Here is a 14,708-nt window from a genome sequence, read left to right on the forward strand (position 1 = left end):
GCCTGTTGGGCATTGTGGATTTTTGAAATCCACCAATGCTTTTTCATATTCATGAAACTGTCAAGCTGAATCGCTTGTGCGCCGCACGCGTGGTCAACGCTCAAATGCGTCGAGCATCCGATACCAGGTGATCGCGGCAGCGACGCCGACCTGGCGGAAGGCGTGGAAGGGGATCGGCTTGATCGGCGACAGCGGGAACGGCAATTGCCTTGCGTCGCCGCTGGCAAGGTAGTTCGCCATCCGCTTGCCCAGCGCGCTCATCAGGCCAACGCCCCTGCCCTGGCAGCCGACGACCGCGAGCAGGCCCTTTTCCGGCTCATGCAGATGCGGCAGGTGGTCCGGCGTCAGCGCCACACGGCCGAACCAGCGCTTCTCGATCGCGATGCCGGCTAGCGCGGGATAAAGGCGCAGCAGCGCGCGTTCGCAATGTGCCCAGTCGGCCGCACTTGAAGGCAGCGCCATGCGGCCACGCCCGCCCAGCACCATCCGGCCATCGGGACTCCGGCGGTAATAGACCAGGATGCGGCGGGAATCTGAAACCGCCTGGCCGCCCGGCAGGATGTCTGCGGCAAGGTCCGCCGGCAGCGGCACGGTGGCGATCTGGAAGGAATGCAGCGGCACGATCGTCTGGGCAAGCCCGGGCAACAGCCCGTCCGTATAGGCGTTGGTGGCGAGCACGACCGATTTGGCGCGCAACTCGGCGCCGCCTTGCGTCGAAACCCGCCAGGCGTTGGCCTCCTTGGCGAGCTTCACCACCCGCTGCTGCTCGGCGATCTTGGCGCCGGCGGCCGCGGCGACGCGCGCCAATTCCATCGTGTAGGAAAGTGGATCGATGACGCCGGCGCGGCGGTCGAGCCAGCCGCCGAGATAGCCTTTGGCGCCGGTCATCGCCGCGATCCCCGCCTTGTCGAGCAGTTCGACATCGGCGCCGCGCGAGCGCCATTGGCGGTCGCGGTTGGCGGCTGCCTTCAGGGCGGTTTCGGTGTGCGCGGCCTGGATCCAGCCATTGCGCGTGACCGGCACGGCCAGCTTCTCGTCGCGGATCACATCGAACACCGCGTCAGCTGTCGCGGCGGCGAAGTCGACCAGGGCTTCGCCGCGCTCCTTTCCGAGGTGCTCGAGCAGCCATTCGGGATCATATTTGAGGCCGGGAATAACCTGGCCGCCATTGAGACCCGAAGCACCCTGCCCGATCGCGCCGGCATCAAGCACCTGAACGGAAAGGCCCGCGCGCGCTGCGTGCAGGGCGGTCGATAGCCCCATAATGCCGCCACCGACGATGACCGCGTCGAGCGTGCCGCCGGCCAACAGTTCGGACCGGAACGCCGTGGCCGCCTGGGGCTTTCGCCAGATCGGATCGGAAAAGGCTGCGGGCAAGAGGTCACCTACGCGCTGGAACTTCGTGAAAATCCTATTGTCGATTTCATAAACTTGAAAGAGCGCTTCGATGGGCCAGTTCGGCCATGGCTGTGTGACAGCACATGCGTGGTCATAAATGTTGCGGTCGGCGGGATAGACGTTTCCGCGAAATCGGGGAAAAGTGCCGCGCGCGAAAAATCGAGAGGAAGCATCACCATGACCGACCAAACCCGCCTGCCCGCCGACGGCCTTTTCGTCGGTCGCGCCAGGATCAGCGAAACGTCCCATCCGCTGGTGGTCACGGTRCGGGACGGCCAGGTGATCGACATCACCTCGAGCGCGGCGCCCACGGTGCGCGACCTTTGCGAGCTGAAGGATCCGGCCGGCCATGTGCGTTCGGCCAAGGGCAAGGCGGTCGGCGCGCTCGCCGACATCGCGGCGAACAGCTTCGAGACCAAACGCGACGCCCGGAAGCCCATTCTGCTTTCGCCTGTCGATCTGCAGGCGGTGAAAGCTTCGGGCGTCACCTTCGTCGTCAGCCTGCTCGAGCGCGTCATTGAGGAGCAGGCGCGCGGCTCGGCGGAGAAGGCGGACGCCATCCGCGCAGACATCGCCGGTCTGATCGGCCACGATTTGTCGAAGCTGAAACCCGGCTCGCCGGAGGCGATGGAAATCAAGGCCAAGCTGATTTCGCGTGGCGCCTGGTCGCAATATCTGGAAGTGGGCATCGGCCCGGACGCCGAGATCTTCACCAAATGCCAGCCTATGGCCTCGGTCGGCTTCGGCGCCGATGTCGGACTGCATCCCGTCTCCACCTGGAACAATCCGGAGCCGGAGATCGCCATGATCGCCGACAGTTCGGGCCGCATCGTCGGCGCCACGCTCGGCAACGACGTCAATCTGCGCGATGTCGAGGGCCGCTCGGCGCTGCTGCTGGGCAAGGCCAAGGACAACAACGCTTCCGCCTCCCTCGGGCCTTTCATCCGGCTCTTCGACGAGACGTTTTCGATCGCCGACGTCAAGCGCGCCACGGTGCGGCTCAGCGTCGAGGGCGAGGACGGCTTCTCGCTGGAGGGCGCGAGCTCGATGGCGGAAATCAGCCGCTCGCCGGAGGAGCTGGTCAAGGCGGCGATGGGGCCGCACCATCAGTATCCGGACGGGCTGGCGCTCTATCTCGGCACCACGTTCGTGCCCTCGAAGGATCGCGGCGAAAAGGGCAAGGGTTTTACGCACAAGGTCGGCGACATCGTCACCATCTCGTCCGAAAAGCTCGGCGCGCTCACCAACCGCGTGCGCCTGTCGCCTGACTGCCCGTACTGGACCTACGGCGCCAGCCACCTGATGCGCGACCTGGCCAAGGCAGGCCTTCTCTAGCGCTCGACCGAGGCGACATCGCCGCAGGCCACCACGGCGAGCCGATGGGCTAACGGCACCTGCTTGCCCCAGAAAATAGCACCTGATCTGATGCAATCTGATGGGATTGCTGATGGCGTGCGCGCCTCACCCAACATCCATTGGCGATAGAGGCTTGCCAGCGCCGGAAAAAGAGAATGCTCTAGATGTTCCGGTCGGCGCCGGCAGGAGATGCGGTCCAAGGCCGCGTCGCGCCGATCCAGGAGGAGAGTTTCAACATGGGAGGAAATCGAATGCTTTCGCGGCTAAGACTGCTCGTGCTTGGCTTGATCGCCATGCTCGCCGTTCCGGCGATGGCCGAGGCCAAGACGTTCTACTGGATTTCGCATGGCGGCCCGGCCGATCCGGTCTGGACCTACTTCCTCGCTGGCGCCAAGCAATGGGCTGATGACACCGGCAACAAGGTCAACACGTCCTTCCACAACGGCGATGTGGCCTCGCAGCAGGAGGCGATCCGCGCCGCCATCTCGGCCAAGGCCGACGGCATCGTCACCACCAGCCCCGATCCGGGCAGCCTGATTGAGCTCGCCAAGGAAGCGCGCGCGGCCAACATCCCGATCATCAACTTCAACACGCCCGATCCGAAGGCCAACTTCAACGCCTATGTCGGCGGCGACAACGTCACCTTCGGCAAGCACTGGGCGCAATACCTGGTCGACAAGGGCCTGGTGAAGAAGGGCGACTTCGTCTGGATGCCGGTCGAGATCCCCGGCGCAACCTATGGCGTGCAGGAAGAGGAAGGCATCAAGAGCGTGTTCGAGCCGGCCGGCATCACCTATGAGGTGACCGAGGCGACGCTCGACCAGGCCGAAGTGATCAACCGCATGGTCGACTATCTCACCGCGCACAAAGGCAAGGTGAAAGCCATCATAGGCCTCGGCGATCTCGTCACCGGCTCGATCAAGCGCGTGTTCGACCAGGTCGGCGTCAAGCCGGGCGAGATTCCGGTGGTCGGCTGGGGCAACTCGCTCGACACCACGCAGGAAGTGCTGAACGGCTATGTCAATGCCGCGCAGTGGCAGGACCCGCAGGCGACCAGCTATGTGGCGCTTTCGCTGGCCAACATGGCCGCCAGCGGCATCCCCCCGGGTTTCAACGTCATCACCGGCGCGCTCTATGAGAAGGACACCGCCGGCGTCTACGACAAGATCCTGTCCGGCAAATAATCCCTTGAAACTCGAACGGTCGCGACTTCACCCGGTCGCGGCCGCCTTTTTCCTGTCCCGCCGCGCCCGCCTCTGCCAGGCAGGCCGGCCGTAACGTCGCGGGTTCAATGGAAAACCGTTCTCACATCCAACGCCTGATCGCACGGCCGGAATTCGGTCCGCTGGTTTTGCTCATCGTCGAGCTCGTTGTCTTCTGGGGCATCAATCCCGATTTCCTGTCGCCGCAGAACATTTCCAACATCCTGGCCTTCACCGTCGAGCTCGGCCTGATCGCGCTGGCGATGACGCTCCTGATGACATCGGGCGAATTCGACCTTTCCGTCGGCTCGCTGTTCGGCTTCTCGCCGGTGTTGATGTGGACGCTCTACAACAGCGGCGTCACCTCGCTGGAGATGGGCCTGCTGATCGCACTGATCGTTGCCGCGCTGATCGGGCTGGTGAATGGCTGGTTCGTCACCCAGCTCAAGATCCCGTCCTTCCTGGTGACGCTCGGCATGCTTTTGGTCGTGCGCGGCACGGCGCTGTTCATCACCGACGGCTTCCCGCAGCGGACCTGGAGCGCGGAAGGCAGCTGGCTGGCCAACATCCTGGTCGGCGACTTCTATGTCGGCCCGTTTCGCATCTACGCCTCGCTGTTCTGGTTCATCGGCGCCGCGATCGCGCTGGGCTACGTGCTGACACAGAGCCGCACCGGCAACTGGATCCAGGCCGCCGGTGGCAATCCCAATGCCGCCCGCGCGCGCGGCGTCAACGTCAACCGCGTCAAGGTCGGCCTGTTCATCCTGTCGGCGGTGATGGCATCGCTCGCCGGCGTGATCTCGTCGCTGCGCACATCCGCGGCCAACCCCAACAGCGGCACGGGCTACGAGCTAGAGGTCATCGCCATGGTGGTGATCGGCGGCACGGCGCTGACCGGCGGGCGCGGCACCATCATCGGTACCGTGCTCGGCATCCTGATCCTGCGCGTCATGCGCAACGGCATCGTGCTGATCGGCGTGCCGGGGCTGGCCTACAACATCTTCATCGGCGCGATCATCCTCGGCATGATGGCGCTRCATTCATGGCTCGAGCGCCGGCACCAGGCGGGGACTTAAGACGATGGCCGAGCCTCTGATCCGCATGACAAACATCCGCAAGTCCTACGGGCGCGTGCAGGCGCTGGTGGACGCCAATTTCCACGTCAATGAAAAGGAGATCGTCGGCCTGCTCGGCGACAACGGCGCCGGTAAATCGACGCTGATCAAGGTGCTGTCGGGCGCCGTGCCGCTGACCAGCGGCGACATCTTCATCCGCGGCAAGAAGGTGACGCTGCGCTCGACCAGCGATGCCATCGCGCACGGCATCGAGACGATCTACCAGGACTCGGCGCTGGTCACGCAGCTGTCGATCGCCCGCAACCTGTTCCTCGGGCGCGAGCCGATCAAGCCGCCGCGCTTCCTCAACCGCATGGACCAGGAGGCGATGAACGCGGTGGCGCGCGACCTGCTGAGGGAAGTCGGCATCACCAAGAACATCCCGCCGACGACGCCGATCGGCTCGCTGTCGGGCGGCGAGCGGCAGGCCGTGGCGATCGCGCGCGCCATGCATTTCGACAGCGATCTCATCATCCTCGACGAACCGACCAACAATCTCGGCGTCGCCGAGACGCAAGGGGTCTTGAGCTTCGTGCGCAGCGCCCGCGATTCCGGCCATTCCTGCATCTTCATCGCGCACAACATCCACCACGTCTTCCAGGTGGTCGACCGAATCGTGGTGATGCGCCGGGGCAAGGTGGTGGCCGACGACATCGACCCGAAGAAGACCACGGTCGCCGAGGTCGAGCGCGTCATCACCGGCATGTCGGACAAGGAAATCCGCGACGCGATTTCCGATGGCCCGCAGCGGCATGGCTGATTGCTGACCAGCAAATCGCATCAGCGGCCAAGCGCCGTTCACGCCTTGAGCTGGCACAGGATCGCATAAGCCCCTATGACTGGACCCATGAAAGCCACCGTAGCCGATATCGCCAAAAGCTGCGGCCTGTCGACAGCGACCGTCGACCGGGTGCTCAACAACCGGCCGGGCGCAAGCGCGGCCAACCGTCAGCGCGTGATGGAGGCGGCCAAGCAGCTCGGCTATCTGCCGACGCTCGACCAGGTCGTGCTGCCCTCGAAGCCGGCGCATCTCGAATTCTTCCTGCCGATCGGGTCCAACGCCTTCATGGCCGACCTTGCCCACCACATCGACGATTATGCGGCGCGCCTGCCGCTGGTCGCTTCATGCCGCATCCACAACCTTGCCGGCATTTCGCCGGGCGCGCTCCAGAGCGCTGTGGAGAACCTCTCACTCAAGGCCAACGGCGTCGGCGTGATCGCCGTCGACCATCCGCGCACGCGCAACATCCTGCGCGAGCTGGTCGATGCCGGGATAAGGCTGGTCACGCTGATTTCCGACGTGCCGGCCGCGCCCCGCTCGGCCTATGTCGGCATCGACAACCGGGTGGCCGGCCGCACGGCGGCGCTGCTGATGGGCCGCTTCCTCGGCGGCCGCACGGGGCATCTGGCGATGGTGGTCGGCTCGCGCTCCTATCGCGGCCACGAGGAGCGCGAGATGGGTTTTCGCTCGGTGCTGAGCGAGGAGTTCCCCAACCTCACCGTGTCCAGCGCCGTCGAGATCAACGACGAGCCGGACGCCAGCTACCGCGCCACCATCAAGGCGCTGCACGACGAACCCGAGCTGCTCGGCATCTATTGCGTCGGCGCGGGGCGCTCGGGCGTCGCCAAGGCATTGCTGGAAGCCAAGCCGCGCAGGAAGCCGGTCTTCATCTGCCACGACCTGACCAAGGAAACGCGCCGCTATCTCGTCGACGATCTCGCCGACGTCGTCATCGACCAGAATGCGCGATTGATCGCCGAGCAGTCGGTCATCCGCCTGCTCGGCTCCATCGCCTCCTCGGCGCCCTACCTGACCAAGAAATTCATCGAGCCGCGGCTGATCTTCAAGGAAAACGTGCCGGTGCAGTAGCAGGCCAGCGACTGTTTCGTGGATTTGTCTGACGATTGATCCTGCAATTCTGCACAGCAGCTATGCACGCTTGGCAATTGCCGAATCGTTGGGCAGCTCGTATTTATTGACCTGTCGGATGTCTTCCTCCTCCCAGACACCGACGGTGAATACGGTACACCTCCTCCCGTGCCGTATTCGAAATCGAAGCCCGCTGCCTCCTCCTCCCGGCAGCGGGCTTTTTCTTTGCCCGATCAGCGGTAAGCTGAGGTGCGCCAGCCCCTCACCCGGATTGCCAAGTCGAATTGCAAGAGCAATTCGGGCAATCCGACCTCTCCCCAAGGGGAGAGGAGACGATCAGCGCCGGCGCTACCTCTTCTCCCCTCGGGGAGAAGGTGGCCCGAAGGGCCGGATGAGGGGGAGTCCGTAAGTCGCGTTCAGCGCGCCCGGAAGGAGGCGATCAGGCTTTCGGCCATGCGCACGAATTGCGCGCTCGGGCCCTCGCTGCCCACGGTCTGCACGCTCACGCGCGCGCCCTCGAACAACAGCGACAGCGTGTCGGCCAGAAGCTCCGCCTGCCCGATGCCGGCGTCCCGGCACAGCGCGACGAGGCGGTCGCGCTGGGCCTGCTTGAGCTCCTTGATCACGCGCCTGGCCGGATGATCCGTTTCCGTCAGCTCGACCGCGGCATTGGCCATGTCGCAGCCACGGCTGTCGGAAACGAGCATGTCCGCGACTTTGCGAACCCAGGCATGGAGCTGCGCCAGCTTGTCGCCAGGATGCTGGGCCTCGAATTCATCCCAAACCGCGGCACCCTTCGCCGCCGTGGCGCGCAGGCATTCGATGATCAGCTCGTCCTTGGACTCGAAGTGACGGTAAAGCGTCATCTTGTTGGTGCCGGCAGCCTCGGTGATGGCGTCGACGCCAACGCCCTTGATGCCGTGCTTGTGGAACATGTCCTGCGCCGTCTCCAGGATTCGATCCCGGGGGCGGGAACGCTCCGCGACGCCGTCAGTCATGATGATCTCCTTTCGTCGTTTCCAAAAAAACCGTCGCCACCTCTTGACTAGGGTGTTACCGGTCTGTAACTTCCAGTATGTTACTTACTGGTAACACCTATATCACTCGCCGTCAAACGACAAGGCCTCCGATAGTCCTGCCAGAGTGAAATAGGACGCAAAACCTGCCTGTCATGCGGCTTCGGCCGGTGAAGAACGAGAAAAAAGCGGTCCGTGATCATGCGATGCGGGCCGAGCAAGGAGCCACTCCTATGCAAAAGCGCAAAGACCTGACGATCGACGAAGCCATCCGGGATCCGATGATCCGGCTGGTGATGAAGGCGGATGGGATCGACCCCAAAGCCTTCGAACGGCTGCTGCGCCAGCGCGCGGCGGAACAGGCGCCGGACGATGAAGTCCTGCCATCCTTCCTGCAGGATTCCGGTTCCGGCCGGGCCCGGCGCCTGCGCCATTTCGCAAAACCGTTCGGCGAGGCGTCCGCATCATGGTGAACTTCTTCATCCACCGCCCGATCTTCGCGTCGGCGATTGYCATCATCATGGTGCTCGCCGGCGCGATCGCCTATTTCCTGTTGCCGGTCTCGCAGTTCCCCGACATCACGCCGCCGCAGGTCGTGGTCAGCGCGCACTATCCGGGCGCCAGCGCGCAGGTCGTGGCCGATACGGTCACCACGCCGCTCGAGCAGCAGATCAACGGCGTGCAAGGCATGACCTACATGTCGTCGACGAGCTCGAATGACGGCTCGTCCACCATCACCATCACCTTCGACGTCGGCTATCCGCTGAGCACGGCGGCCGTCGACGTGCAGAACCGCGTCAGCCAAGCGGCATCCTCCCTGCCCGCCATCGTCAACCAGGGCGGCGTGACGATCAAGAAGCAGAACCCCAATTTCGTGCTGATCGTCGACCTCACCTCGCCGGACGGCTCGATCGATCCGGTGGCACTGAGCAACCTCGCCTATCTGCAGGTGGTCGACCCACTGAAGCGCCTGCCCGGCGTCGGCGACGTGCAGATCTTCGGCGAACGCCGCTATTCGATGCGCGTCTGGCTAGACCCGGACAAATTGGCCAATCTCGGCATAACCGCGGTCGATGTGCAGAACGCCATTTCCGAGCAGAACGTGCAGGTGGCGGCCGGCAAGATCGGCCAGTCGCCGGCGCCGGCCGGCACCGCCTTCGAGATGCAGGTCAATGCCGTCGGCCGCTTGAGTGACCCGAAGGAATTCGGCGATATCGTCGTGCGCGCGAACTCGCAGAATGGCTCGCTGGTGCGGCTGCGCGACGTCGCCCGCATCGAGCTCGGCGCGCTGCAATATTCCTCGTCCGCCTTCTTCGGCAAGGACCCGACCGTGGTTCTGGCCGTCTACCAGATGCCCGGCTCCAACGCGCTCGACCTGCAGCAGCGGGTCAAGGACAAGATGCAGGAGCTGTCGCAGCGTTTCCCGAAGGGCGTCAACTACGCCATGCATTACGACACGACACGCTTCGTGTCGGCCTCGATGCATGACGTGCTGATCACACTCGGCGAGGCGCTGGTGCTGGTCGTGGCGGTGGTGTTCGTCTTCCTGCAGAGCTGGCGCACCACCATCATCCCCACCATCGCCATTCCCGTCTCGCTGATCGCGACGCTGGCGATCATGTACATGCTGGGCTTCTCGCTCAACATGCTCTCGCTGCTCGGCATGGTGCTCGCGATCGGCCTGGTCGTCGACGACGCCATCGTCGTGGTCGAGAATGTCGAACGACAGCTCGAGGCCGGGCTCAAGCCGCTGGCCGCGACACGCGCGGCGATGGCCGAGGTGACGGGACCGATCATCGCCACCACGGCGGTGCTGATGGCGGTGTTCATCCCCGTCGCCTTCATCCCGGGCGTTTCCGGCCGGCTCTACAACCAGTTCGCGTTGACCGTGGCGATATCGGTCGGCATCTCGGCCTTCAACTCGCTGACGCTGTCGCCGGCGCTGAGCGCTGCCTTCCTGCGCCATCGCGGCGCGACCYAGTTCGTGCTCTTCCGCTGGTTCAATGCCGGCTTCGACTGGCTGTCGCATGCCTATGCGCATGGCGTGCGCATCCTGATCAAGCTGCGCTGGATCATGCTCGGCCTGTTCGCGGCCGGCCTGGTCGCCACCTACTTCGTCTGGCAGAAATTGCCCTCGACCTTCCTGCCCGTCGAAGACCAAGGCTATTTCTTCGTCGTCATCCAGCTGCCGGACGGCGCTTCGCTCGAACGCACCGACGCGGTGGCGCAGAAGGCGCGCGACATCCTGCAGAACACGCCCGGCGTCGACATCGTCGGCTCGATCAGCGGCCTGAACTTCCTCACCAGCGCCGCGCAGTCGAACTCAGCGGTCGAGTTCGCCATCCTGAAGCCCTGGGACGAGCGTGGGCCCGACCAGAGCGCCTCGAAGCTCGTCGAGCAGGTGCGCGGCAAGCTGTTGCAGATGCCTGAAGCCTTCGCGCTGTCCTTCGATCCGCCMTCGATCCCGGGCCTCGGCACCACCGGTGGCTTCGAGTTCCAGGTGGAGGACCTGTCGGGTCGCGGCAGCGCTGCGCTGAACGACGTCACGCAGGCGCTGATCGCGGAGGCGCGCAAGCAGCCCGAACTCAACCCGCAGCAGCTGTTCTCGTCCTTCTCGACCTCGACGCCGCAGTTCAACTACGACCTCGACCGCAGCAAGGCGAAGCTTCTCGGCCTCAACCTGCCGGACGTCTTCAACACGCTGCAGATCTATCTCGGCTCGCTCTATGTCAACGATTTCAACCTGTTCGGCCGCACCTTCCGGGTGACCATCCAGGCCGACAAGGACGCGCGCGCCGACGCAACCGACATCTCCAGGCTCTACGTGCGCAACGCGTCGGGCGGCATGGTGCCGCTGAGCACGCTGGGCAAGCTGGTGCCGATCGTCGGTCCGGAGACCGTGCCGCATTACAACAACAACGCCTCGGCCCTGATCAATGGCGGCGCTGCCCCCGGCTTCTCGTCCGGACAGGCGGTGGCCGCGATGGAGCGGGCGGCGGCCAACGTGCTGCCACGCGACTTCGGCTATGAATGGACCGGCATCACCTTCCAGGAGCTCAAGGCCGGATCGATCGCCTCCGTCGTGTTCGGGCTGGCGATCGTCTTCGTCTTCCTGATCCTTGCGGCGCAGTATGAAAGCTGGGCGATGCCCTTCATGGTGCTGCTCGCCGTGCCGCTGGCTTTGTTCGGCGCCTTCATCGTGCTCCTGTTGCGCGGCATGCAGATCGACGTCTACTCGCAGATCGGCTTCGTCATGCTGATCGGCCTGGCGGCGAAGAACGCGATCCTGATCGTCGAGTTCGCCAGACGCCGGCGCGAGGAAGGCCTGACCATCATCGAGGCCTCGATGGAAGCGGCACGGCTGAGGCTAAGGCCGATCCTGATGACGGCCTTCGCCTTCATCCTCGGCGTGCTGCCGCTGATGTTCGCGACGGGCGCGGGCGCTGCCAGCCGGCAGTCGATCGGCACCACCGTCTTCGGCGGCATGGTGGCGGCGACCATCCTGTCGCTGGTCTTCGTGCCCGTCTTTTACGCGGTGATCGAACAGCTGCGCGAGCGCGGCGAAAAAGAACCAGCCAAGGGGCACCACGACGCCCCTCAGCCAAAAGAAATCGAACCGACCGCCGAGCCGGCGCTTCAGCCGCTCGCACAAGCGGCTGAATAAGATTGGAGACCAAAATGCGTAGATGGAAAATCGCTCTAGGCGCCGCCGTCGCGGTGGGCGCAGTGTCGGTGGCAAGTGTCCACCTGCTGAATCCGGGCTATCTCGGCAGCGGCACCGCGGGCGCAGCGCCCGCCCCGGCGGCCTTCGTCATGCCGGTGCCGGTGGTGAATGTCGTCAAGAAGACGCTGCCGATCTATCTCGACTACGCCGCGCGGGTCGAGCCGATCCGCAGCATCACGCTGCAGGCCCGTGTGCCGGGTTATCTGCAGGAGCAGACCGCGGCCGACGGCAGCGACGTCAAGCAGGGCGACCTGCTCTACCGCATCGCGCCCGACGACTATCAGGCCGCGCTGGATCAGGCGAAGGCACAGGTGCAGCGCGATGCCGCGACGCTCGAATACGCCAAGTCCAATCTCGGCCGCGGCACAGATCTCGCCAAGGCCGGCTATCTCGACAAGGACAGCTTCGACCAGCGCACCAGCAATCTGCGCACGGCCCAGGCCGCGCTTGCCGTCGACCAGGCAGCGGTGCGGACGGCCGAGCTCAATCTCGGCTATGCCGAGATCAAGGCGCCGTTCCCGGGACGCATCGGCCGCAACCAGGCCTCGGTCGGCACGCTGGTCAGCGTCGCCGGCACGGTGCTCAACACGCTGGTGCAGCTCGACCCGATCTATGTGACCTTCAATCCGAGCGAGAGCGATCTCGTGCAGATCGAGCAGGCGAAGGCCAACGGGCCGATCGCCGTCGACGTTTTGYTGCCCGGCGAGACACAACCCAGCCAAAAGGGCGAGCTCACCTTCATCGACAACACGATCGACYATTCGACCGGCACCATCACGGCGCGCGCCACGATCGGCAACGCCAAGTTCACGCTGTTGCCGGGGCAATATGTACGGGTGCGGCTGCATGTGAAGGAGCAGCCCAACACGCTGATGGTGCCGCAAGTGGCGCTCGGTTCCAGCCAGCTCGGCAAGTACCTCTATGTCATCGGCAAGGGCAACACCGTCGACCAGAAGCTGGTATCGCTTGGGCCCACCGACGGCGACCTGATTTCCGTGACCTCCGGCATCTCCGAGACCGACCAGGTGATCACGGGCAATCTGCAGAAGATCGGACCCGGAATGCCGGTTTCTCCCTTGCCGCAACCGAAACCGGCCAGCTGATAACCCCCATCAGTTTCCGGTCCGACGGTGCCCTCGACTCCCACGTCGAGGGCACCGTTTTGCTGTGTGGGTTCAGTCAGTCCCCGACGACTGCACTGTGCGTGGCTTCGCGGGGATTGCTCGCCAGCAGTTCGACCAGGCCGGCGATATCGGCGCGTTCTGCCTTGGCCGGCAGCATGAAGGCGCAATAGGGCTGGCCGAGGCGAACCGAGACGGAGGACAGGGCGATCAATCGGCCTGCCTCCAGGTCGGGGCTCGCCATGACCCTTTGGCCCAGAGCTATCCCCAGGCCAAGCCGCGCCGCGCCGATTGCCAGGCTGGACAAGCCGACGCGGCGGCCATGCGAGGGGTCCGGCGCGCGGTTGCCGCCGGCGGCGGCGAACCAGTCCGCCCAGCTCGGATGCGAGGCATAATTCGGCCCCCAATTGGTGTGGATGAAGTGGCTTTCATGCATGTCCGCCAGATCGGCAGCGCCGTGGCGCTGGCAGAACTCGGGGGCTGCGACCGGCAGGACGTCGTCATGGACGAGCCGGACCATTTTCAGCGCCGGATAGTGGTAGTCGCCATAGGAGATGCGCAGATCGATGTTCTGGCGCACCACGTCGATCGGATCGTCCTCGACGCGGACGTCGATCGCCATTTGCGGGAAGCTTTCAAGCAGCACCGCCAATCGCGGCGCCAGCCAAAGCTCGGCGAGCGAGAACGGCACGCTGACCACGAGGCGCGTGCGCAGGCCGCCTTCCAGCATGCGCCGGCCGACCGCCGCGATCTCGCCCAGCGCGTGCGCCGTCTGCGGATAGATGGCGTGGCCGGCGTCGGTCAACGCGATGCGGTTGCCGTTGCGCATGAAGAGCTGCTTGCCGAACCAGTCTTCCAGGTTGCGGATCTGCTGGCTGACCGCGGCCGAGGAGACGCCGAGCTCGGTGGCGGCAAGCGTGAAGGAGCCGGCGCGGGCCGCGACCTCGAAAGCCCTCATCGCGTTCAATGGCGGAAGCTTTTCCATGCCATCCTCGAAAGTTTTTCTTGGGAAACCCTAACAATTTTCCGCGTTGTGGCAAAGTTTTCCTTGGTGTGAAGTGACCTCCAGATTTCGGAGGACGCTATGATCGAAACCATTCTCGACCTGGACCGCTACCCGCTCGACCGCGAAGGCACCCCCGAATGGCAACGGCTGGTGGGCGAGTCCAAGGCCGCGCTGGCAGCCAACGGCATGTTCAACCTCGAAGGCTTCCTGCGCCCCGGCATGGTCGAAAAGGCCGTCGCCGAGATCCGGCCGGTGATGGACACGCGCTCGCATGTCCACAGGCGAATGCACAACATCTATTTCAAGCCGTCGATCCCGGAGCTTTCGCCGGATCATCCGGCGCTGCGCAAAGTGGAGACGATCAGCCACACGGTCTGCGCCGACCAGATTCCCGGTAGCACCGTGCTTTCGATTTACGAATACGCGCCGCTGGTGCGGTTCCTGGCGGCGACAATGGACAAGCCGCACCTTTACGTCATGCAGGATCCCCTCGCCCGAGCCAATGTCATGGGCTACCGTGCCGGCGAAGCGCTCAACTGGCATTTCGACCGCTCGGAATTCACCACGACGCTGTTGCTGCAGGCGCCCGAGCGCGGCGGCGACTTCGAGTACCGCACCGACCTGCGCACGGACAGCGACCCGAATTATGACGGGGTAGCCAAGCTGCTCGAGGGGCGCGACCCCCAAGCAAAAATCCTGCGCATCAAGGCCGGCACGCTGAACGTCTTCCGCGGCAAGAACACCGCGCATCGCGTCACCACGGTCGAGGGCAATCGCGAGCGCATGATCGCGGTGTTCTCCTATTACGAACGCCCCGGCGTGATGTTCACCGACGAGGAGCGGATCGGTTTCTACGGGCGAGCGGCTTGAGACTGCCGGTTCAAAATCCGCAGTTCGTGG

General features: G+C 64.6%; 13 protein-coding genes. 9 read left to right on the plus strand and 4 right to left on the minus strand.

Translation table 11 applies throughout. From position 1 onward, the window contains the following. Positions 1 to 93: 93 nt before the first annotated feature. Positions 94 to 1,377 (minus strand): FAD-binding oxidoreductase, encoded by a 1,284-nt coding sequence (locus LCM4577_RS26090; RefSeq protein WP_071074171.1) that lies wholly within the window; start codon positions 1,375 to 1,377, stop codon positions 94 to 96. Positions 1,378 to 1,575: 198 nt separating this feature from the next. On the opposite strand from LCM4577_RS26090, the gene LCM4577_RS26095 reads away from it, so the two are divergent. After that, on the plus strand, positions 1,576 to 2,733 hold the full coding sequence (locus tag LCM4577_RS26095; RefSeq protein WP_071074085.1) for a fumarylacetoacetate hydrolase family protein: 1,158 nt from the start codon (positions 1,576 to 1,578) through the stop codon (positions 2,731 to 2,733). Here the strand turns inward: LCM4577_RS26095 and LCM4577_RS26100 are convergent. Beyond that, positions 2,730 to 2,954, minus strand: a complete 225-nt coding sequence (locus tag LCM4577_RS26100; RefSeq protein ID WP_131803305.1) for a hypothetical protein — start codon at positions 2,952 to 2,954, stop codon at positions 2,730 to 2,732. The genes LCM4577_RS26095 and LCM4577_RS26100 overlap by 4 nt on opposite strands. Positions 2,955 to 3,005: 51 nt before the next feature. Between LCM4577_RS26100 and LCM4577_RS26105 the strand changes: the two genes are divergently transcribed. From LCM4577_RS26105 to LCM4577_RS26120, 4 genes are all read left to right on the plus strand, one after another. Beyond that, positions 3,006 to 3,938, plus strand: coding sequence for a substrate-binding domain-containing protein (locus LCM4577_RS26105; RefSeq protein WP_041006111.1), 933 nt, complete (start codon positions 3,006 to 3,008; stop codon positions 3,936 to 3,938). 107 nt (positions 3,939 to 4,045) lie between these two features. Further along, positions 4,046 to 5,032: an ABC transporter permease gene (locus LCM4577_RS26110; RefSeq protein WP_041009057.1), complete on the plus strand. Its 987-nt coding sequence runs from the start codon at positions 4,046 to 4,048 to the stop codon at positions 5,030 to 5,032. Between the two features lie 4 nt (positions 5,033 to 5,036). Next, positions 5,037 to 5,831 carry an ATP-binding cassette domain-containing protein gene (locus LCM4577_RS26115; RefSeq protein ID WP_040990921.1) on the plus strand — a complete coding sequence of 265 codons (795 nt, stop codon included), beginning with the start codon at positions 5,037 to 5,039 and terminating at the stop codon, positions 5,829 to 5,831. An 87-nt stretch (positions 5,832 to 5,918) separates the two neighbouring features. Beyond that, on the plus strand, positions 5,919 to 6,941 hold the full coding sequence (locus LCM4577_RS26120) for a LacI family DNA-binding transcriptional regulator (RefSeq protein WP_040990919.1): 1,023 nt from the start codon (positions 5,919 to 5,921) through the stop codon (positions 6,939 to 6,941). Between the two features lie 416 nt (positions 6,942 to 7,357). Here the strand turns inward: LCM4577_RS26120 and LCM4577_RS26125 are convergent, their stop codons facing one another. Next, complete coding sequence (locus LCM4577_RS26125; RefSeq protein ID WP_071074086.1) at positions 7,358 to 7,939, minus strand: TetR/AcrR family transcriptional regulator; 582 nt, start codon at positions 7,937 to 7,939, stop codon at positions 7,358 to 7,360. A 188-nt stretch (positions 7,940 to 8,127) separates the two neighbouring features. Between LCM4577_RS26125 and LCM4577_RS26130 the strand changes: the two genes are divergently transcribed. The 3 genes from LCM4577_RS26130 to LCM4577_RS26140 are packed head-to-tail and all read left to right on the plus strand — an operon-like array spanning position 8,128 to position 12,784. Then, entirely contained in the window at positions 8,128 to 8,430 is a 303-nt protein-coding gene (locus LCM4577_RS26130; RefSeq protein ID WP_244508436.1) for a hypothetical protein, read from the plus strand. Beyond that, entirely contained in the window at positions 8,424 to 11,621 is a 3,198-nt protein-coding gene (locus LCM4577_RS26135) for an efflux RND transporter permease subunit (RefSeq protein WP_071074087.1), read from the plus strand. The genes LCM4577_RS26130 and LCM4577_RS26135 overlap by 7 nt, the downstream gene beginning before the upstream one ends. Positions 11,622 to 11,635: 14 nt before the next feature. Next, positions 11,636 to 12,784, plus strand: a complete 1,149-nt coding sequence (locus LCM4577_RS26140; protein ID WP_071074088.1) for an efflux RND transporter periplasmic adaptor subunit — start codon at positions 11,636 to 11,638, stop codon at positions 12,782 to 12,784. A 76-nt stretch (positions 12,785 to 12,860) separates the two neighbouring features. Here LCM4577_RS26140 and LCM4577_RS26145 read toward each other — a convergent pair whose 3' ends face one another. After that, on the minus strand, positions 12,861 to 13,787 hold the full coding sequence (locus tag LCM4577_RS26145; protein ID WP_041009050.1) for a LysR substrate-binding domain-containing protein: 927 nt from the start codon (positions 13,785 to 13,787) through the stop codon (positions 12,861 to 12,863). Positions 13,788 to 13,886: 99 nt separating this feature from the next. Here LCM4577_RS26145 and LCM4577_RS26150 point away from each other — a divergent pair, with 99 nt between their 5' ends. After that, the gene (locus LCM4577_RS26150) at positions 13,887 to 14,678 is read left to right on the plus strand and encodes a 2OG-Fe(II) oxygenase (protein WP_244508437.1); all 792 of its coding nucleotides are present in this window, start codon (positions 13,887 to 13,889) and stop codon (positions 14,676 to 14,678) included. Positions 14,679 to 14,708 lie beyond the last annotated feature (30 nt).

This window comes from Mesorhizobium sp. LCM 4577, assembly GCF_001854795.2.
GTDB lineage: Bacteria > Pseudomonadota > Alphaproteobacteria > Rhizobiales > Rhizobiaceae > Mesorhizobium > Mesorhizobium plurifarium.

Excerpts from the sequence above, each read along its gene's own strand:
- LCM4577_RS26105 (WP_041006111.1), top strand. The coding sequence starts at position 3,006 with ATGCTTTCGCGGCTAAGACTGCTCGTGCTTGGCTTGATCGCCATGCTC.
- LCM4577_RS26115 (WP_040990921.1), top strand. The coding sequence starts at position 5,037 with ATGGCCGAGCCTCTGATCCGCATGACAAACATCCGCAAGTCCTACGGG.
- LCM4577_RS26120 (WP_040990919.1), top strand. The coding sequence starts at position 5,919 with ATGAAAGCCACCGTAGCCGATATCGCCAAAAGCTGCGGCCTGTCGACA.
- LCM4577_RS26125 (WP_071074086.1), bottom strand. The coding sequence starts at position 7,939 with ATGACTGACGGCGTCGCGGAGCGTTCCCGCCCCCGGGATCGAATCCTG.
- LCM4577_RS26145 (WP_041009050.1), bottom strand. The coding sequence starts at position 13,787 with ATGGAAAAGCTTCCGCCATTGAACGCGATGAGGGCTTTCGAGGTCGCG.
- LCM4577_RS26150 (WP_244508437.1), top strand. The coding sequence starts at position 13,887 with ATGATCGAAACCATTCTCGACCTGGACCGCTACCCGCTCGACCGCGAA.